Here is a 17,797-nt window from a genome sequence, read left to right as displayed (position 1 = left end):
ACCCGGCCCCGGCGCTCGGGTAGTGTTCACCGCCGGTACGACGTCCGGATGCGCGTCGGTCTGCCCCGCCAGGCAACCGTCGAGCTCCGGGCGTTTTACCCCCATGGGGTATGGTGTAATTGGCAGCACGACTGATTCTGGTTCAGTTAGTCTAGGTTCGAGTCCTGGTACCCCAGCGGTATGAACTCAGCGCGAGCACCGCTGGTCCGTCCTCCTCGGAGGATCGGGTAGAGTGTTCACTCGCAAGCGAGGCCCTCGGGTCGCGCAGCGTACAGGCCCCCGTTGTGTAGCGGCCTAGCACGCCGCCCTCTCACGGCGGTAGCGCCGGTTCGAATCCGGTCGGGGGTACAGAGGCGACGAGCCCTGGCCAGCGGAAGCTGGCCAGGGCTCGTGTCATGTCCGGCGAGTAGCACCGCACGCCCACGGGCGCGCGAGCTCAGTGCTGGCCAGGAGGCCCGTGCGAGGACGTGGGCAGGAGCGCGACGACGCCGTAGCCGACGACCGCGGCGATCGCGCCGAGCAGGATCCCGGTGACCACGGCGTCGCCGGCCCCGCCGCCGCCCAGGAGCGCGACGACCGCGCCGAGGACCAGCCCGACGAGGAACCCGACGATCGCGACCTTGCGGCGCAGTCGACGTCGGGACGCCGCGGCACCCCGGACAGCCATCAGTCCGCCGTTCGGCGCAGCACCTCGGTCAGCCGGTTGGCCGCCGAGACGACGGCGGCGGCGTGCAGCCTGCCGGGCTGCCGGGAGAGGCGCTCGAGCGGCCCGGAGACCGACACGGCGGCCACGATCCGGCCCGACGGCCCGCGCACGGGGGCGGACACCGACGCGACGCCGACCTCGCGCTCGGACACCGACTGGGCCCAGCCGCGGCGGCGCACCCCGGACAGGATCGTCGCGGTGAACTTGGCGCCCTGGAGCCCCCGGTGCAGGCGGTCGGGCTCCTCCCAGGCGAGCAGGATCTGCGCCGCGGAGCCCGCGTGCATCGTCAGCGTCGCGCCCACCGGGATCGAGTCGCGCAGGCCGATCGGCCGCTCGGCCGCGGCGACGCAGATCCGCTGGTCGCCCTGGCGGCGGTACAGCTGCGCGCTCTCGCCGGTGTGGTCGCGCAGCGCGGCCAGCACCGGGCCGGCCGCGGCGAGCAGGCGGTCCTCGCCGGCCGCCGTCGCCAGCTCCGAGAGGCGGGGTCCGAGCACGAACCGACCCTGCATGTCGCGGGCCACGAGGCGGTGGTGCTCGAGCGCCACCGCCAGCCGGTGAGCCGTCGGGCGCGCAAGATGGGTGGCGGTCACCAGCTGTGCAAGGGTGGCCGGGCCTGCCTCGAGGGCGCTGAGAACGGACGCGGCCTTGTCCAGCACGCCGACTCCGCTAGAGTTGTCCATAGGTCGATATTGGCGTCTCGCAGGCTGAGATGCAAGTACGACAGCAGGTGAGCCGGGAAAACCACACTCCCGGCCGACAGGACGAACGAGAGAACGGACCGAGAAGATGGCCGGCACGTTGGCGGAGAAGGTCTGGGACGCACACGTCGTGCGACGAGGCACCGACGGGGCGCCCGACCTCCTCTACATCGACCTCCACCTCGTGCACGAGGTGACGAGCCCGCAGGCGTTCGAGGGCCTGCGTCTCGCGGGTCGCCCGGTCCGTCGCCCGGACCTCACGCTCGCGACCGAGGACCACAACACCCCCACGCTGGACATCGACCGGCCCATCGCCGACGAGACCAGCCGCACGCAGATCCAGACGCTGCGCAACAACGCCGCGGAGTTCGGCGTGCGGATCCACTCGCTCGGTGACGCCGACCAGGGCATCGTCCACCAGGTCGGGCCGCAGCTGGGCCTGACGCAGCCGGGCCTGACGGTGGTGTGCGGCGACTCGCACACGTCCACGCACGGTGCGTTCGGCGCCCTCGCGTTCGGCATCGGCACCAGTGAGGTCGAGCACGTGCTGGCCACGCAGACGCTGCCGCTGGCACCGTTCAAGACCATGGCGATCACGGTCGACGGCGAGCTCCCCGTCGGCGCGACGAGCAAGGACATCATCCTGGCGATCATCGCCAAGATCGGGACCGGCGGCGGTCAGGGCTACGTGCTCGAGTACCGCGGCGAGGCCATCCGCGCGCTGTCGATGGAAGCCCGCATGACGGTCTGCAACATGTCGATCGAGGCCGGCGCCCGCGCCGGGATGATCGCGCCCGACGAGACCACGTTCGAGTACCTGCGGGGTCGCCCGCACGCACCCGAGGGTGCCGACTGGGACGCCGCGGTGGAGTACTGGAAGACGCTGCGCACCGATGACGACGCGGAGTTCGACGTCGAGGTCGTGCTGCGGGCGCAGGACCTCGAGCCGTTCGTCACGTGGGGCACCAACCCGGGCCAGGGCCTCCCGCTGTCCGGCTCGGTCCCCGTCCCGGAGGAGATCGCCGACGCCGACGAGCGCGGGGCCGCCGAGCGGGCCATCGAGTACATGGGCCTGACGCCGGGGCAGCCGCTGCGCGAGATCAAGGTCGACACGGTCTTCATCGGCTCGTGCACCAACGGACGCATCGAGGACCTGCGCTCGGTGGCCAAGGTGGTCCGCGGCAAGCACAAGGCCGACGACGTCCGCGTCCTGGTCGTGCCGGCATCGGCCCGCGTGCGCCTCCAGGCGGAGGCCGAGGGGCTCGACAAGATCTTCCTCGACTTCGGCGCGGAGTGGCGCAACGCCGGCTGCTCGATGTGTCTGGGCATGAACCCGGACCAGCTGGCGCCGGGGGAGCGCTCGGCCTCGACGTCGAACCGCAACTTCGAGGGCCGCCAGGGCAAGGGCGGGCGCACGCACCTCGTGTCGCCGCTCGTGGCCGCCGCGACCGCCATCCGCGGCACCCTCTCCTCCTTCGCCGATCTCGACGCCGGCGTTCCCGCGCCCGACGGCAGCCCCCTCACCGACCTCCAGACGGTCTGACCCAGGAAGCGAGAGACAGTCATGGAGAAGTTCAACCAGCACACCGGCGTCGGCGTCCCGCTGCGGCGCAGCAACGTGGACACGGACCAGATCATCCCGGCCGTCTACCTCAAGCGCGTGACGCGCACCGGGTTCGAGGACGCGCTGTTCGCCGCCTGGCGCGGCGACCCGTCGTTCATCCTCAACCAGGAGGCGTACGCGTCCGGCTCCGTGCTCGTCGCCGGGCCCGACTTCGGCACCGGGTCGTCCCGCGAGCACGCCGTCTGGGCGCTCAAGGACTACGGGTTCAAGGTGGTCATCTCGAACCGCTTCGCGGACATCTTCCGCGGCAACTCCGGCAAGCAGGGGCTGCTCGCGGCGCAGGCGTCGCAGGAGGACATCGAGCTCATCTGGAAGATCCTCGAGACCCGCCCCGGCACCGAGATCACCGTCGACCTGGAGTCCAAGACGATCACGTGCGACGACGTCGTCGTCCCGTTCCACGTCGACGACTACACGCGCTGGCGCCTGCTGGAGGGCCTCGACGACATCGGGCTCACGCTCGAGCACGCCGACGAGATCTCCGCCTTCGAGGCCCGTCGCGAGGCATGGCGGCCGGCCACCCTGCCCGCCAAGCACCTGCCGCCCGTCGAGATCGTCGCGGCCCGGCCGACGGCCGTGCCCGTCGAGATCGGTCGGGGTCCGCGCTAGGCGCTGACGCCGGCACCGGCGGGTCGCCCCTCAGGCGACCCGCCGGTGCGCCGCAGTGGCTAGCGTGGGGCCGGTGCCCGGCGCGGTGCGCGCCGACGGAGAAGGGGACGACCATGACAGGGAAGTCGCAGATCGCCGACCGGATCGCCGCGCGCGGTGCCTCCAGGTCTGCCGCCGCAGCCGCCGTCGATGCCGTGCTGGGCGAGATCACCGCAGCGCTCGCCGCGGGGGAGCGTGTGACGCTCACCGGGTTCGGCACGTTCGAGGCAGCCGGCCGCGCTGCTCGCACGGCCCGCAACCCGCGCACGGGGCAGACGCTCGAGGTCGCGGCGACCACCGTCGCCCGGTTCCACCCCGGTGCCACGCTGCGTGCACGGGTCGCCGGTGAGCCAGGAACGCCGCTGGAGGCCGTCGCCGACCTCGACACGCTCCGGGGCCTGGCCGCGCCGGAGCCGACCCAGGTCGGCGCCCCGGCTCCCGCGAAGCCGGCCGGCGTGCCGTCGGTCAAGGCCGCCGTCGCGACCGAGAAGTCCAAGGCGAAGGCGAAGGCGAAGAAGGCCGACGTCAAGAAGCGGGCCGACGCGGCGAAGAAGGCCGACGCGAAGAAGCGGGCGGACTCCAAGAAGGCCGACGCGAAGAAGGCTGAGGCGAAGAAGGCTGCGGCGAAGAAGGCGCAGGCCAAGAAGACGACCTCCTCCGGCAAGGGCAAGACCAAGAAGAAGTGAGCTCCTGGCCCGCCATGTGAAGGTTCCGCACCCGCACCGGCGCGCCGGTGCGGGCGCGGTCGGGAGCACCCCCGCACCTGGGAGACGATGGTTCGATGACCGATCTGCTGTACGTCAACGGTGGCACCCCGCTCTCGGGGGAGATCACCGTCCGCGGGGCCAAGAACTTCGTCTCGAAGGCGATGGTCGCCGCCCTGCTGGGCGAGACCCCGAGCGTCCTGCGCAACGTCCCCCAGATCCGCGACGTGGCCGTGGTCACGGGCCTGCTCGAGCTGCACGGCGTCAAGGTCGACGCCGACGCCGAGGCGGGGGTCCTGCACCTGGACCCGACGGACGTGGAGTCGGCGCACGTGGCGGACATCGACACCCATGCGGGGTCGAGCCGGATCCCGATCCTGTTCTGCGGGCCGCTGCTGCACCGGCTGGGCGAGGCGTTCATCCCGGACCTGGGCGGCTGCCGGATCGGCGACCGGCCGATCAACTACCACCTCGACATCCTGCGGCAGTTCGGTGCGGTCGTGGACAAGACCGACAACGGCATCCACATCCGCGCCCCGCGCCGCCTCCAGGGCACCAAGATCGCCCTGCCCTACCCGAGCGTGGGCGCCACCGAGCAGCTGCTGCTCACCGCCGTGCGCGCCGAGGGCATCACCGAGCTGTCGAACGCCGCGATCGAGCCCGAGATCATGGACCTGATCAACGTGCTCCAGAAGATGGGCGCGATCATCTCCGTCGACACGGACCGCGTCATCCGGATCGAGGGCGTCGACCGCCTCATCGGCTTCCGGCACACCGCCCTGTCGGACCGCATCGAGGCCGCGTCCTGGGCGTCGGCCGCCCTGGCCACCGGCGGTGACATCACCGTCCGCGGCGCCACGCAGCCCGAGATGACCACGTTCCTCAACACGTTCCGCAAGGTGGGCGGCGAGTTCGCCATCGACGACGACGGCATCCGGTTCTTCCACCCCGGCGGGGACCTGCGCTCGATCACGCTCGAGACCGACGTGCACCCCGGGTTCATGACGGACTGGCAGCAGCCGCTGGTCGTGGCGCTGACGCAGGCCAAGGGCCTGTCGATCGTGCACGAGACGGTCTACGAGAACCGCTTCGGGTTCACCGACGCGCTCGTCGGCATGGGCGCGACGATCCAGGTCTACAAGGAGTGCCTGGGCGGCCGGCCGTGCCGGTTCGGCCAGCGGAACTTCTTCCACTCCGCGGTGATCTCGGGCCCGACGCCGCTGTCGGCCGCGGACATCGAGGTGCCGGACCTGCGCGGCGGCTTCAGCCACCTGATCGCCGCGCTGGCGGCCAAGGGCACGTCGTCCGTACGGGGCATCAGCCTGATCGACCGCGGGTACGAGCGGTTCACCGAGAAGCTCGAGGCGCTCGGCGCCGAGTTCAGCCGCGACTGACAGATAGCATCTGCTCCCGTGCAACCACCGGCCAGATCCAACCGTGCCTACCGCTACGTCGCCCATGTGGTGCGTCCCCTGCTGCGCGCGATGACCCGCCGCGACTGGCACGGGACCGAGAACTTCCCGCGTGAGCGTGGGTTCATCGTCGCCTCGAACCACATGACGAACATCGACCCGCTGACGTTCGCGCACTTCCTGTGGGACAACGGCGTCGCGCCGAAGATCCTGGCCAAGGCGCCCCTGTTCAAGATCCCGGTGCTCGCGGGCATCCTGCGCGCGACGGGCCAGATCCCCGTCTACCGCAACTCCTCGTCGGCGGGGGAGTCGCTCACCGCCGCCATCACCGCGATCAGCGACGGCGACGTGGTCGCGGTCTTCCCCGAGGGGACCCTGACGCGCGATCCCGACCTGTGGCCGATGGTCGGCAAGACGGGCATCGCGCGCCTGGCCCTGAGCACCGAGGCGCCGGTCATCCCCGTCGCCCAGTGGGGGCCGCAGCTGCTGCTCGGCCGCTACAAGAAGCTGCTCAGGCCGTTCCCGCGCAAGCTGGTCACCGTGGTCGCCGGACCCCCGGTCGACCTCAGCGACCTGTACGGCAAGCCGCACGACACCGCGACGCTGCGCGAGGCGACCGAGCGCGTCATGACCGCGATCACCGCGCTGCTCGCCGACATCCGCGGCGAGGAGCCCCCGGCGATCCGCTACGACATGCGCAAGCCCATGGCGCAGGGCGAGAAGAGGGTCGGCGGCGACCACGCGACCCACCCGGAGCTGCCGTGACGGCCGACCAGGTGGCGCAGGACCGTCCCGACGTGCCCGGTTCCCCGCGCCTGCGTGCCGCGGTGCTGGGCGCCGGAGCATGGGGCACCACCTTCGCGGCCGTGATGGCCGATGCGGGCTGCGACGTGACCGTGTGGGGCCGGGACGAGAAGGTCTGCCGACAGATCGCCGACGAGCACCGCAACGAGGCGTACCTGCCCGGTGTCGAGCTCCCCGCGCGCGTCACGGCCTCACCCGACGCGCGTGCCGTGCTCGCCGGCGCCGACGTGGTCGCCGTGGCCATCCCGTCGCAGAGCGCGCGCGCGACGCTCACCCCGCTGGCCGACGCCGTCGCCGGCCACGCCGTGGCGGTCTCGCTGATGAAGGGTGTCGAGCTGTCGACCGACCGCCGGATGAGCGAGGTCGTCGCCGAGGCGCTGGGGATCCCGGCGGACCGCATCGCGGTGGTCTCCGGGCCGAACCTGGCGCTCGAGATCGCCCACCGGCAGCCCACCGCGACGGTCGTCGCGTCGACCAGCGAGGAGACCGCGCAGCTGGTCGCCCGGGCGTGCGCGTCGGCCTACTTCCGCCCGTACACCAACGACGACGTCGTCGGTGTGGAGCTGTGCGGGGCCGTGAAGAACGTCATCGCGCTCGCGGTCGGCATCTCGCAGGGACGGGGCCTCGGGTACAACACGATGGCCACCGTCATCACGCGGGGACTCGTCGAGATCACCCGGCTCGGTCTGGCCCTCGGGGCGGACGCCGACACGTTCCCGGGCCTGGCCGGCCTCGGGGACCTCATGGCCACCTGCGCCTCGCCCGACTCGCGCAACCACACACTCGGCGGCCACATCGGGCGCGGCATGACCCTCGACGAGGCGATCTCCGCCACCGGTGGCACAGCGGAGGGCGTCAAGTCGTGCCGGTCGGTGCTCGAGCTCGCCACGACCCTGGGCGTCGAGATGCCGATCACGTCCGCCGTGGTGCGCGTGCTGCACGAGGGTCTGCCCGTGGACCAGCTGGCTCCGCTGCTCCTGGCGCGGCCGCACAAGGCCGAGGGGGCCTAGAGCGCGTCCAGCGCCTGCGCCAGGTCGCGCCAGAGGTCCTCGACGTCCTCGATGCCGACCGACATGCGCAGCAGGTCCTCGGGCACGGTGAGCGACTCGGTGGCGAACCGGCGACGGCGCTCGAGCGTCGACTCCACCCCGCCCAGGCTCGTGGCGGGCACCCAGAGCCGCAGCGCGGCGACGAGCGCGTCCGCCGCGTCCGGTCCGCCGCGCGGGCGCAGCCCGAGGATCGCCCCGAAGCCGTCCATCAGGCGCGCAGCCCGGTCGTGGCCGGGGTCGGCCGGCAGGCTCGGGTGCCGGACCTCCGCGACCGCCGGGTGGTCGGCCAGGCGCCGAGCCAGCTCCGCGGCGTTCGCCTGGGCGCGCTCGACCCGCAGCGCCAGGGTGCGCAGCCCGCGCAGCGCGAGCCACACCTCGAACGGCCCGGCGATCGAGCCGTGCAGCGTCCGGTACGCGTGCAGGCGGGCGTGCAGGTCGTCGTCGTCGGCCAGGGCTGCCCCGAGCACCACGTCGGTGTGTCCGGCGAGGTACTTGGTGACCGAGTGGACCACGACGTCCGCGCCGTGCTCGAACGGCCGCTGCACCAAAGGGGTGGCGAACGTGTTGTCGACGCCGACGAGCGCCCCGGCGGCGTGCGCGGCCTCGACCAGCACGGGCAGGTCGGCCACCTCGAGCATCGGGTTGGTCGGCGTCTCGATCCAGAGCATCGAGGCGGGCCGGGGCTCGCTCACGGCGGCTGTCACGGCGTCGGTGTCGGCGATGTCGACCAGCGTCACGTCGATGCCGAGACGGTCGTGCAGGTCCTGGGCGTACCCGAGCGTCACCTGGTACGCGTGCCGCGGCAGGACGAGGCGTCCGCCGGGTGGGACGAGGGAGAGCGCCGCGGCGATGGCCGCCATGCCCGAGCCGAACACCAGCGCCGGGTGCGCGGAGCCCTCGAGCGTGCCGAGCGTCTGCTCGAACGGGTGCCACGTCGCGGCGTCCATGCGGCCGTACAGCGGCTCGCCCGCACCCGGGACGCCCTGCGAGACGAAGGTGGACGAGAGCACGACGGGCGGGTTCACCGGGGCGCCCTGGGTGCGCTCCGGGCGGCCGGCCGCGACCACGAGCGTCGCGGGGGAGAGGGCGTCGGCAGCGTGCGGGTCGCTCTGCGAGGTCACCGCCGCAGGCTACCCGCCGCCCGCGTGCGTGGGTGAGCCCACGGATCCTCGCGAGGACGCGGAACGAGCCCGGACCCGGCCTCGTCGCCAGGTAGGGTCGGGCGCGATGGACGCCACCTCCCAGCCCTCGGGCCACGACGACCCCTCCGCGCCGACGTCCCCGACGGGCCGACGCCCGCGCGTGATGGTCCTCTTCGGGGGGCGCTCCGGGGAGCACGCGATCAGCTGCGCGACCGCCGGCGGGGTGCTCCGCGCCATCGACCGCGACCGTTACGACGTGCTCGCCGTCGGGATCACCCCCGCGGGTCGCTGGGTGCTCGCGGACGACGACCCCGACCGCTGGGCGATCGTCGACGGCCACCTGCCGCAGGTGGAGGACACCGCCGCACACGTGCTGCTCCCGCAGGCCGTCGACGACCGTGACGTGCAGGTGCTCGAGGCGGGCCGGCTGCCGCGGGTGCTCGGCGAGGTGGACGTGGTCTTCCCGCTGCTGCACGGCCCGTTCGGCGAGGACGGCACGCTCCAGGGCCTGCTCGAGCTGGCGGACGTGCGGTACGTGGGGGCCGGCGTGCTCGCCTCCGCGGTCGGCATGGACAAGCACATGATGAAGCTCGTGCTGGCGGGCCACGACCTACCGGTCGGACCGTTCCGCGTGGTGCTCCCCGGGGAGCTGGACCGCGACGCCGAGGGGGTGACGGCGCGGATCGCCGAGCTCGGGCTCCCGCTGTTCGTCAAGCCCGCGCGCGCCGGGTCCAGCCTCGGCATCTCCCGGGTCACGGACCTGGCGGACCTGCCGGCGGCGATCGCGGCGGCCCAGGTGCACGATCCCAAGGTCATCGTCGAGGCGGCGATCCTCGGGCGCGAGATCGAGTGCGGCGTGCTCGGCGGCCACGACGGCGAGCGGGCGCGGGCCTCCCTGCCGGGCGAGATCGTCGTCACGGACCCGCGGCACGACTTCTACGACTTCGAGGCCAAGTACCTGGACGAGGCCGGTGTCACGCTCGCCTGCCCCGCAGACCTGCCCGTCGGCATCGTCGAGGCGGTCCGGGACGTCGCGGTGCGGACGTTCGAGGCCGTGGGGTGCGAGGGGCTCGCGCGCGTCGACGTGTTCGTCACGCCAGACGGCGGCGTCGTCGTCAATGAGATCAACACGATGCCCGGGTTCACGCCCTACTCGATGTACCCCCGCATGTGGCAGGCCTCCGGGGTCAGCTACGCCGAGCTGGTCGACGAGCTCCTGCGCCTCGCGCTGGCGCGTCCGACGGGCCTCCGTTGAGCCACCAGGACGTCCGCGCCGCCGCAGGTTACGCTTCGGGCCATCGTGACGGAGCGGACGGCGGCATCGCCGGTCGTGCAGTCACGGTCGGGACGTCTCACCGGCGCCCCACCGCACCCCCGATCGGGAGTGCTCCGCCTGGCCGACACGCTGTGACGGCTCCTTGCAGAATGGTTGTGACCGCCATGGGTGCTCCCCACGTCGCCTCACCGCGACTCCTGCTCGTCGAGTCCGTCCGCGGCCGCCGCGCATGAGCGCCACCGCGTCGCCGGCGCCCGCCGCGCCGCCCCGAGTGGCAAGGAACGCCCAGGACTACACCGCGCTGGCCGCCTACGTGCGCGAGTCCGGCCTCCTCGGGCGCCGTTACGGGTACTACTGGACGCGGATGATCGCGACCGCCGCCGCCTTCGCGGGCATCTGGGTGGCCGTCGTGCTCGTCGGTAACTCGTGGTGGCAGCTGGCGGTGGCCGCGGCATTCGCGGTCGTGCTCACCCAGGGCGCCTTCCTCGGTCACGACAGCGCGCACCGGCAGGTTTTCACGTCAGGGGCGTGGAACGACTGGACGGCGCGGATCTGGGCCTGCGCCTTCGGCGGGCTCAGCGCCGCGTGGTGGCGCAACAAGCACAACCGGCACCACGCGTCCCCGAACCAGCAGGGCACCGACCCGGACATCGCGCCGGGCGTCGTCGTGTGGACCGCGGACGCGCTGGCCGAGCACTCCGGCTTCCGGGCCTGGTTCGGCCGCAACCAGGGCTGGTTCTTCTTCCCGCTGCTCACCCTCGAGGGGCTGAGCCTGCACGTGTCGAGCTTGCGCCTGCTGCTGGGCAGGGGTCCGGTGCCGCACCGCTGGGTCGAGCTGCCGATGATCCTCACCCGACTGGTGGCGTACCCGGTCGCACTGTTCGTCCTGCTCCCGCCTGGCAAGGCCGCCGCGTTCATCGGCGTGCAGATGGCCCTCTTCGGCGTCATGCTCGGCGGCTCGTTCGCGCCGAACCACAAGGGCATGCCGATCATCCCCGCCGGCATGAAGGTCGACTTCCTGCGCCGGCAGGTGATCACCTCCCGCAACATCAAGGGCGGCGTCGCGGTCGACTTCGTGATGGGCGGCCTGAACTACCAGGTCGAGCACCACCTGTTCCCCAGCATGCCGCGCCCCAACCTCAAGCGCGTGCAGCCGGTCGTGCGCGACTACTGCGAGCAGCTCGGCGTGAAGTACACCGAGGTCGGCTTCTTCCGGTCCTACCGGATCATCGTCGAGTACCTCAACCGGGTCGGGCTCGCGGACCGTGCGGCGTTCGACTGCCCGGTGGCCGCGCAGTACGGGCGCTGACCGCCTACACGCAGGAGCGGGTCGGCTCCGTCAGGGCGACCGCGGGGCCCAGCTGGTCGACGAACGCGGTCGAGCGCTCGTCGGCGACCTCGGCCGGCACGTGCAGCTCGACGGCGGGCTCGCGACCGTAGGTGGTGAACGTCCAGCCGCCGTCCTCGCCCTCGACGACGACCCAGTCGATGCTGGGACCGCCGGGCGTCTCGACGCTCTGGCAGTGCTCGGTCGTCGGGCCCAGCGGCTCGACCCCGCACCGCAGGACCACGGGCGCGCTCGCGTCGCCCCAGGCGGTGGTCGCCTGCGCGTTCGTGTCGCGCTGCGGCAGACCGTCGCCGAGCGAGTCGGGCATCGCGAGAACCACGCTCGCGCACTGCGGGTCGGTCGCGTGCGGCGCCACGTCCACGGGGACCACGCTCGCGCAGCCCGCCAGGACGGCGATGCCGGCCACCGGGGCGATCAGGAGCAGTCGTCGGCGGATCCGGGGCACCGGCCCACCGTAGCCCGTGCGCCCCGCCGACCCTCTACCGTGTCCGGGTGACCGGCGACACCCCCGCACCCTCCGACGGCCCCCTCGTGTCGGACCTGTCCGAGGACGGGCTCCTGGCCCGCATCTTCCCCCTGCTGCCCCTCGGTGACGACACCGAGCTTGCCCCCGGCGACGACGCCGCGGTCGTGTCCGCACCCGACGGCCGCTTCGTGGTCACCACCGACGTGCTGGTCGAGGACCGGCACTTCCGCCGGGCGTGGTCCTCCGGGGAGGACGTGGGCCGGCGCGCGGCGGTGCAGAACCTGGCCGACGTGGCCGCGATGGGCGCGCGACCCACCAGCCTGGTGGTCGCCCTGGTGATCCCGGGCGACCTGCCGGCGTCGTGGGTCGAGGGCCTCGCGAGCGGGCTCGCGGCCGAGTGCGGGCCGCTCGGCGTGGGCGTCGTGGGCGGTGACCTGTCGGGGGGGCCCGTCGTCGTCGTCGCTGTCACCGCGCACGGAGACCTCGGGGGCCGTGCACCGGTGCTGCGCTCGGGTGCGCGGCAGGGCGACGTGGTGGCGCACGCCGGCGTGGCCGGGTGGTCGGCGGCCGGCCTGGCCCTCCTGAACGCCGGCCGCGGCGAGCTGGACCGGGAGCTCGTGGGCGCTCACCTGCGGCCCGTCGCCCCGCTGGGTGCCGGCCCCGCCGCGGCGGTCGCGGGCGCGACGGCGATGCTCGACGTGTCCGACGGGATGCTGCGGGACGCGGGACGCCTCGCGCGGGCCAGCGGCGTCGGGGTCGAGCTGGACTCCGCGGCGTTCGCGGGCGACCTGGAGCGCCTGCGGGCCGTCGCTGGTGCGCTCGGCGTCGTGGCCGAGCGCTGGGTGCTGGACGGCGGGGAGGACCACGGGCTGCTGGCCACGTTCCCCGCCGGCGCGGTGCTGCCGGAGCCGTTCCGGGCCGTCGGCCGCGTGGTCGCGGGGGAGGGCGCCGTGCGCGTCGACGGCGTACCCGGCCCTGCGCGGTCCGGGTGGGACCACTTCGCCGGCTGAGCCGGTCGGTCAGCCGCGGCGGTAGCGGACCTCAAGCAGGCTCTCCCCGCCGATGTCGTCGTACCGCTCCACACCGTCGGCCTGGAAGCCGTGCCGTCGGTAGAAGTGCCGGGCGCGCTCGTTGTCCGCCAGCACCCACAGCGTGATCGTGGTCGCACTCCCGACCTCGCCGATCACCGAGCGCATCAGGTCACGGGCGACGCCGTGGCCCCAGATGCCCGGGTCGAGATAGATGGAGAAGATCTCGTGGTCGCCGCGCCCCGCGTCCTCGTCGCGACTGGGCCCGACGGTGACGAACCCGACGATGCGGTCGCCGGCGAGCGCGACCCAGGTGCGGATCTCCTCCCGTGGGCCCTCACGCAGGTACGTGCGCCACTGCGCGACGCGGGCGTCCGCGTCCAGGGAGGCGAGGTACGCGTCGGGCACGATGCCCGCGTACGCCTCCTGCCACGACCGCACGTGCACCCGAGCGATGTCTGCGGCGTCCCCCTCGGTGGCGACCCGGATCGTCACCTCGTCCAGCTGCTCGACCATGGAGGTCACCTTGCCACACGTGTCGGGCATGGCGAAGGCCCATGAGGTGACAACCTCACGGGCCTTCGAGAACGTCTGGTGACGTCAGATGGCGCGCTGCACCTTGCCGGCCTTGAGGCACGACGTGCACACGTTGAGACGCTTGGGCGTCCCCGCGACGACGGCACGCACGCGCTGGATGTTCGGGTTCCAGCGCCGCTTCGTGCGCACGTGCGAGTGCGAGATGCTGTGCCCGAAGCTCGGGCCCTTGGCGCAGACGTCGCAGTTGGCAGCCACGGTCTTCTCCTGTTGCTCTTTGCGGATCATGAGCCGCGTGTGCGGCGAAGTCATGGGTCGGGGCGCACGAGCGACACCGTCTCCGTACCGTTTCCGGACAAGGATTCGGGGGCCGCCACCGGGCACCACCAGTGCCCAGCGAGGCCGGGCAACCGGTCAAGACTAGCCCATCGTGCACGTCGACCCAAATGTGGGTGTGATGAGGCAGGGTGGTGCCCCGTCGAGGCAGGCGGGAGCACCTGCCGGCGTGGTGGGGCGATCCGGGACGACGGAGGTGCGGTGGACCAGCTCGAGGCCGTGGCGGTGCGCGACTGGGCGCATGCGGCACGCTCCGCGCTGGACGCGGCACGGGACCGCATCGACGCCGTGAACGTGTTCCCCGTGGCGGACTCCGACACCGGCACGAACGTGCTGCTCACGGTCATCGGCGGGCTGGACGCGGTCGAGCTCGTCCCGGTGGGCGCGACGCCGGAGGAGGTGGCCCGCGCGTTCGGTCGGGGCGCCCTGCTCGCCGCGCGGGGGAACTCCGGCGTCATCGTCAGCCAGTACCTCACCGGTTTCGCGCGCTCCCTGCCCGCGCAGGCGGGTGCCCGCGAGGTCGCCCGCTGCCTCGCCGTGGCGGGGCGGGCCGCCCGGGAGGCGACCGTCGAGCCGCAGGAGGGCACCGTCCTGACGCTGGCCGACGTCGTGTCCAGCGCCGCAGCCACCGCCGCCGACGCGGGTGCCGACCTCCCGACGATGCTCGCGGAGGCGGTCGCGGAGGCTCTGCGCGCCCTCGGGCGGATCAGCGCCGTGCACCCCGTGCTCCGCGCGGCCCACGTCCTGGACGCCGGAGCCTGCGCACTGCTCGTCGTCCTGGACGCGCTGGCCCGCGCGGTGGCCGACGAGCGGCCGGTGCAGGTCCCGCTGGACTGGCTGCCGACGGCCGGTGCGCACCACGCGTCCGCCGAGCCGACCGGCGGCGCGTTCGAGGTGATGCTCTTGGTGAGCGACGAGCACCCGGTGACCGACACCGGCGCCGAGCTGCGCCGGCGGATGGGGGCGGTCGGCGACTCGGTCGCGGTCGTCGGCGGGGACGGGTGGTGGCACGTGCACGTGCACACGGACGACCCGGCCGCGGCGATCGCCGGTGCCGAGCTCGGGCGTCGGGAGCAGGTCCTGGTCCGGCTCCTCGCGGGGGCGCACGCGGGCGGCTCGGCCCTGACCGGCCGCGCGGACGGGCTCGAGAGGTGGGGTGTCGTGGCCTGCACCGCCGCACCCGACCTGGCGGCCTGGTACGCGTCGTCGGGGGCGGTCGTCCTGGTGCGGTGCCCGGAGGGGCCCGTCCGGTCGGTCCACCTGGAGCGTGCCGTCACCGACACCGGCGCGACGCACGTCGTCCTGCTGCCGGGCACCGGAGCGCCACCGGACGAGGTCGCCGCGCTGGCCGCGCCGGGGGTCGTGATCGAGCGGCTCGACGCGACCGACGAGCTGCGTGCGGTGGTCGCCTCCTTGGCGCTCGCGGGTGCGGGGCTGACCGCACAGGGCTGCGCAGCGGCCCGCGCAGCGTTGAGCAGGCTGGACGTGCACGCCGTCGACGTCGTTTCCGCACGCGCCGTGAGCGACGCGGTCGACGCCCTGCTGCTGGCCCCCCGCCAGGTCCCGGCGGAGAGCCTGACCGTGCTGCTCGAGGGGGCGCCGGACGGCGGGCTGGTCGGGGACCTGGTCGACCATCTTGCCGCTCACCACCCGGGCGTCGAGGCGACGGTGGTCGGTCCGACGGGGCACGGTCCCGCGCTCGTGCTGGGGCTGGACTGACCGTGGCCGGCCGCGACGGGCTCACGTACCCGGACAGCGTGCACACGCACGTCGACGTGCTCCACCGCCGCGTGGAGGGAAAGCCGGCGGAGCAGAAGAAGTACGCCACGCTCGGCATCGAGACGGTCGGGGACCTGCTCGCCCACTACCCGTGGCGGTACGCGGACTCGCGCGAGGTGACGGACATCGCGAGCCTGGCGGTGGGTCGCAACGTCTCGCTCGTCGCCCAGGTGCGCGGCGCGGAGATCAAGCTGGCGCAGCGGACGGGCAAGCCGCGGGTCGAGGCGAAGGTCACCGACGGCACCCGCACGCTCGACCTCGTGATCTTCATGCCGCACCGCTCGATGGCGGAGTTCCATCTCAAGCGGCTGGTCCCGGGTGCGCTCGGGCTCTTCTCCGGGCAGATCAACGTGTTCAACGGACGGCTCCAGCTGGCCAACCCCACGTACGCGATCTTCGGGCACGAGGTCGACGAGGCGGTCGCGCTCGAGGAGGCCGAGTGGCCGATCCCGATCTACCCGGCGACCGCCGGCCTGGAGTCGGACAAGATCCGCAAGGCGGTCCGCACCGAGCTCGACCGGTTGACCGAGTCCGACGTCCCGGACCCGGTGCCGGACACCGTCCGCGCCGAACGGCACCTCGCGTCGCGCTGGAGCGCGCTGCGCGGGGTCCACGTCCCGCAGACCGAGGAGGACTGGCGCAAGGGTCAGGCCCGCCTGCGCTACGAGGAGGCCTTCGTCCTGCAGGCGGAGCTGGCCCGTCGGCGCGCGCATGCCCAGCGGGAGGAGTCGACGGCCCGTCCGGCCCGGTCCGGAGGCCTGCTGGACGCCTTCGACGCACGCCTGCCGTTCACCCTCACCGAGGGCCAGGTCGCCGCGGGCGAGCAGATCGCCGCGGACCTCGCGTCCCCGCATCCCATGCAGCGGCTGCTCCAGGGCGAGGTCGGCTCCGGCAAGACGGTCGTGGCGCTGCGCGCGATGCTCCAGGTGGTCGACGCGGGCGGCCAGGCGGCGATGCTCGCCCCCACGTCGGTGCTCGCGGCCCAGCACGTCCGCACGCTTCGTGCGCTGCTGGGCGACCTGGCGGAGGGTGGGCTGCTGGGCGGCTCCGAGATCGGTACGCGGGTGGCGCTGCTGACGGGTGCCCAGAACGCCGCCGAGCGCCGCAGCAACCTGCTCGAGGCCGCGAGCGGGCAGGCGGGGATCGTCGTCGGCACGCACGCCCTGCTGTCGGACCCCGTGCAGTTCGCCGACCTCGGGCTCGTGGTGATCGACGAGCAGCACAAGTTCGGCGTCGAGCAGCGCGGGCGGCTCCAGGCCAAGGCCGCGAACGCCCCGCACCTGCTGGTGACCACCGCCACCCCGATCCCGCGCACGGTGGCCATGACGGTCTTCGGCGAGCTCGAGATCTCGGAGCTGCGGCACGTGCCGGCCGGCCGCAGCGGCGTCACCACGCACGTCGTCCCGGCCGACAACCGACCCTGGATGGACCGGACGTGGACCCGGGTGCGCGAGGAGGTCGAGCGCGGCGGGAGGGCCTTCGTCGTGTGCGCACGGATCGACGGCGACGACGACGGCGCCGACGCCGGGCCGCGGGAGACGGACGGTGCGGACCTGATCCTCGACGAGCCGACGACCGTCGGGGAGGCCCAGGCGGCGGAGGGGCGCGCGCCGAAGCGCCCGCTGCGGGCCGTGCTCGAGGTCGTCGAGACCCTGCGGCACGACGCCCGGCTGGACGGGGTGGAGATCGGTCTCCTGCACGGGCGCATGACGAGCGACGAGAAGGACCGGGCGATCGCCGACTTCTCGTCCGGCCGCACGCCGGTGCTGGTGTCCACCACGGTCATCGAGGTCGGGGTCGACGTGCCGGCCGCCACGGTGATGGTGATCCTCGACGCCCACGTCTTCGGGCTGTCCCAGCTGCACCAGCTGCGTGGTCGCGTCGGCCGGGGGAGTGCGCCCGGGCTGTGCCTGCTGGTCGCCGACGCCCCCGAGGGCACCGTCGCCGCCCAGCGGCTGGGTGCGTTGGCCGCGACGACCGACGGGTTCGAGCTCGCGCGCGTCGACCTCGAGCTGCGCAAGGAGGGCGACGTGCTCGGGTCGGCTCAGTCCGGCCGCCGGGGGGCCCTGCGGTTCCTGCGCATCGTCAGCGACGGCGCGGTGATCGACCGCGCCCGCGACGACGCCCGCGCGGTCGTGGACGCCGATCCGGAGCTGGCGGCGTGGCCCGCGCTCCGCGCGGCGATCGACCTCCAGCTGGCCGACGGCCGCGAGGGCTTCCTCGGTCAGAGCTGAACGTCGGGA

At 73.3% G+C, this 17,797-nt stretch carries 17 protein-coding genes and 2 tRNA genes; 13 read left to right on the top strand and 6 right to left on the bottom strand.

Annotated features, from left to right (window positions below):
- Positions 1 to 104 precede the first annotated feature (104 nt).
- Together ACO06A_RS01200 and ACO06A_RS01195 are read left to right on the top strand one after the other, a co-directional pair.
- Positions 105 to 176: transfer RNA gene (locus ACO06A_RS01200), tRNA-Gln, on the top strand.
- A gap of 99 nt (positions 177 to 275) precedes the next feature.
- Positions 276 to 348 (top strand) — tRNA-Glu (locus ACO06A_RS01195).
- An 88-nt stretch (positions 349 to 436) separates the two neighbouring features.
- Here ACO06A_RS01195 and ACO06A_RS01190 read toward each other — a convergent pair.
- A complete protein-coding gene (locus tag ACO06A_RS01190) occupies positions 437 to 667 on the bottom strand; it encodes a hypothetical protein (RefSeq protein ID WP_421734342.1) in 231 nt (76 codons plus the stop codon).
- Positions 667 to 1,386 (bottom strand): IclR family transcriptional regulator, encoded by a 720-nt coding sequence (locus ACO06A_RS01185; RefSeq protein WP_028046824.1) that lies wholly within the window; start codon positions 1,384 to 1,386, stop codon positions 667 to 669. Before ACO06A_RS01185 ends, ACO06A_RS01190 begins: the two co-directional genes overlap by 1 nt.
- 106 nt (positions 1,387 to 1,492) lie before the next feature.
- Between ACO06A_RS01185 and leuC the strand changes: the two genes are divergently transcribed.
- The 6 genes from leuC (at position 1,493) to ACO06A_RS01155 (ending at position 7,606) form a co-directional block, all read left to right on the top strand.
- The gene (gene leuC, locus ACO06A_RS01180) at positions 1,493 to 2,947 is read left to right on the top strand and encodes a 3-isopropylmalate dehydratase large subunit (protein WP_421734341.1); all 1,455 of its coding nucleotides are present in this window, start codon (positions 1,493 to 1,495) and stop codon (positions 2,945 to 2,947) included.
- A gap of 21 nt (positions 2,948 to 2,968) precedes the next feature.
- Positions 2,969 to 3,637 (top strand): 3-isopropylmalate dehydratase small subunit, encoded by a 669-nt coding sequence (leuD, locus tag ACO06A_RS01175; protein WP_421734340.1) that lies wholly within the window; start codon positions 2,969 to 2,971, stop codon positions 3,635 to 3,637.
- Positions 3,638 to 3,750: 113 nt separating this feature from the next.
- The gene (locus ACO06A_RS01170) at positions 3,751 to 4,362 is read left to right on the top strand and encodes an HU family DNA-binding protein (protein ID WP_421734339.1); all 612 of its coding nucleotides are present in this window, start codon (positions 3,751 to 3,753) and stop codon (positions 4,360 to 4,362) included.
- Between the two features lie 95 nt (positions 4,363 to 4,457).
- Positions 4,458 to 5,774 carry a UDP-N-acetylglucosamine 1-carboxyvinyltransferase gene (gene murA / locus ACO06A_RS01165; protein ID WP_175346348.1) on the top strand — a complete coding sequence of 439 codons (1,317 nt, stop codon included), beginning with the start codon at positions 4,458 to 4,460 and terminating at the stop codon, positions 5,772 to 5,774.
- Positions 5,775 to 5,792: 18 nt separating this feature from the next.
- Positions 5,793 to 6,557, top strand: coding sequence for a lysophospholipid acyltransferase family protein (locus ACO06A_RS01160; protein ID WP_421734338.1), 765 nt, complete (start codon positions 5,793 to 5,795; stop codon positions 6,555 to 6,557).
- The gene (locus ACO06A_RS01155; RefSeq protein ID WP_421734337.1) at positions 6,554 to 7,606 is read left to right on the top strand and encodes an NAD(P)H-dependent glycerol-3-phosphate dehydrogenase; all 1,053 of its coding nucleotides are present in this window, start codon (positions 6,554 to 6,556) and stop codon (positions 7,604 to 7,606) included. The genes ACO06A_RS01160 and ACO06A_RS01155 overlap by 4 nt, the downstream gene beginning before the upstream one ends.
- Here the strand turns inward: ACO06A_RS01155 and ACO06A_RS01150 are convergent.
- A complete protein-coding gene (locus ACO06A_RS01150; RefSeq protein ID WP_421734336.1) occupies positions 7,603 to 8,766 on the bottom strand; it encodes a trans-sulfuration enzyme family protein in 1,164 nt (387 codons plus the stop codon). The genes ACO06A_RS01155 and ACO06A_RS01150 overlap by 4 nt on opposite strands.
- A gap of 106 nt (positions 8,767 to 8,872) precedes the next feature.
- Between ACO06A_RS01150 and ACO06A_RS01145 the strand changes: the two genes are divergently transcribed.
- Entirely contained in the window at positions 8,873 to 10,042 is a 1,170-nt protein-coding gene (locus ACO06A_RS01145) for a D-alanine--D-alanine ligase family protein (RefSeq protein WP_421734335.1), read from the top strand.
- Between the two features lie 250 nt (positions 10,043 to 10,292).
- On the top strand, positions 10,293 to 11,372 hold the full coding sequence (locus tag ACO06A_RS01140; protein WP_421734334.1) for a fatty acid desaturase family protein: 1,080 nt from the start codon (positions 10,293 to 10,295) through the stop codon (positions 11,370 to 11,372).
- Positions 11,373 to 11,376: 4 nt separating this feature from the next.
- On the opposite strand, the gene ACO06A_RS01135 is transcribed toward ACO06A_RS01140, so the two are convergent.
- On the bottom strand, positions 11,377 to 11,856 hold the full coding sequence (locus ACO06A_RS01135) for a DUF3515 domain-containing protein (RefSeq protein WP_421734333.1): 480 nt from the start codon (positions 11,854 to 11,856) through the stop codon (positions 11,377 to 11,379).
- A gap of 47 nt (positions 11,857 to 11,903) precedes the next feature.
- Here ACO06A_RS01135 and ACO06A_RS01130 point away from each other — a divergent pair, with 47 nt between their 5' ends.
- Complete coding sequence (locus tag ACO06A_RS01130; RefSeq protein WP_421734332.1) at positions 11,904 to 12,887, top strand: thiamine-phosphate kinase; 984 nt, start codon at positions 11,904 to 11,906, stop codon at positions 12,885 to 12,887.
- Positions 12,888 to 12,896: 9 nt separating this feature from the next.
- Here ACO06A_RS01130 and ACO06A_RS01125 read toward each other — a convergent pair whose 3' ends face one another.
- Both ACO06A_RS01125 and rpmB read right to left on the bottom strand, forming a co-directional pair.
- Entirely contained in the window at positions 12,897 to 13,421 is a 525-nt protein-coding gene (locus ACO06A_RS01125; protein WP_421734331.1) for a GNAT family N-acetyltransferase, read from the bottom strand.
- Positions 13,422 to 13,505: 84 nt separating this feature from the next.
- Entirely contained in the window at positions 13,506 to 13,697 is a 192-nt protein-coding gene (rpmB, locus tag ACO06A_RS01120) for a 50S ribosomal protein L28 (RefSeq protein ID WP_028050248.1), read from the bottom strand.
- A gap of 279 nt (positions 13,698 to 13,976) precedes the next feature.
- Between rpmB and ACO06A_RS01115 the strand changes: the two genes are divergently transcribed.
- On the top strand, positions 13,977 to 15,494 hold the full coding sequence (locus ACO06A_RS01115; protein ID WP_421734330.1) for a DAK2 domain-containing protein: 1,518 nt from the start codon (positions 13,977 to 13,979) through the stop codon (positions 15,492 to 15,494).
- 2 nt (positions 15,495 to 15,496) lie between these two features.
- Positions 15,497 to 17,788: an ATP-dependent DNA helicase RecG gene (locus ACO06A_RS01110; protein ID WP_421734329.1), complete on the top strand. Its 2,292-nt coding sequence runs from the start codon at positions 15,497 to 15,499 to the stop codon at positions 17,786 to 17,788.
- The last annotated feature ends 9 nt before the right edge of the window (positions 17,789 to 17,797 follow it).

It is taken from the genome of Cellulomonas sp. (assembly GCF_965229465.1).
In the GTDB taxonomy this organism is placed as follows: Bacteria; Actinomycetota; Actinomycetes; order Actinomycetales; family Cellulomonadaceae; genus Cellulomonas.
The sequence above is the reverse complement of the archived record's forward strand: the minus strand, read 5'-3'. Positions and strand labels throughout refer to the sequence as shown.

Excerpts from the sequence above, each read along its gene's own strand:
- ACO06A_RS01140 (WP_421734334.1), top strand. The coding sequence starts at position 10,293 with ATGAGCGCCACCGCGTCGCCGGCGCCCGCCGCGCCGCCCCGAGTGGCA.
- murA (WP_175346348.1), top strand. The coding sequence starts at position 4,458 with ATGACCGATCTGCTGTACGTCAACGGTGGCACCCCGCTCTCGGGGGAG.
- ACO06A_RS01185 (WP_028046824.1), bottom strand. The coding sequence starts at position 1,386 with ATGGACAACTCTAGCGGAGTCGGCGTGCTGGACAAGGCCGCGTCCGTT.
- ACO06A_RS01125 (WP_421734331.1), bottom strand. The coding sequence starts at position 13,421 with ATGGTCGAGCAGCTGGACGAGGTGACGATCCGGGTCGCCACCGAGGGG.
- leuC (WP_421734341.1), top strand. The coding sequence starts at position 1,493 with ATGGCCGGCACGTTGGCGGAGAAGGTCTGGGACGCACACGTCGTGCGA.
- ACO06A_RS01170 (WP_421734339.1), top strand. The coding sequence starts at position 3,751 with ATGACAGGGAAGTCGCAGATCGCCGACCGGATCGCCGCGCGCGGTGCC.
- ACO06A_RS01145 (WP_421734335.1), top strand. The coding sequence starts at position 8,873 with ATGGACGCCACCTCCCAGCCCTCGGGCCACGACGACCCCTCCGCGCCG.
- leuD (WP_421734340.1), top strand. The coding sequence starts at position 2,969 with ATGGAGAAGTTCAACCAGCACACCGGCGTCGGCGTCCCGCTGCGGCGC.
- ACO06A_RS01190 (WP_421734342.1), bottom strand. The coding sequence starts at position 667 with ATGGCTGTCCGGGGTGCCGCGGCGTCCCGACGTCGACTGCGCCGCAAG.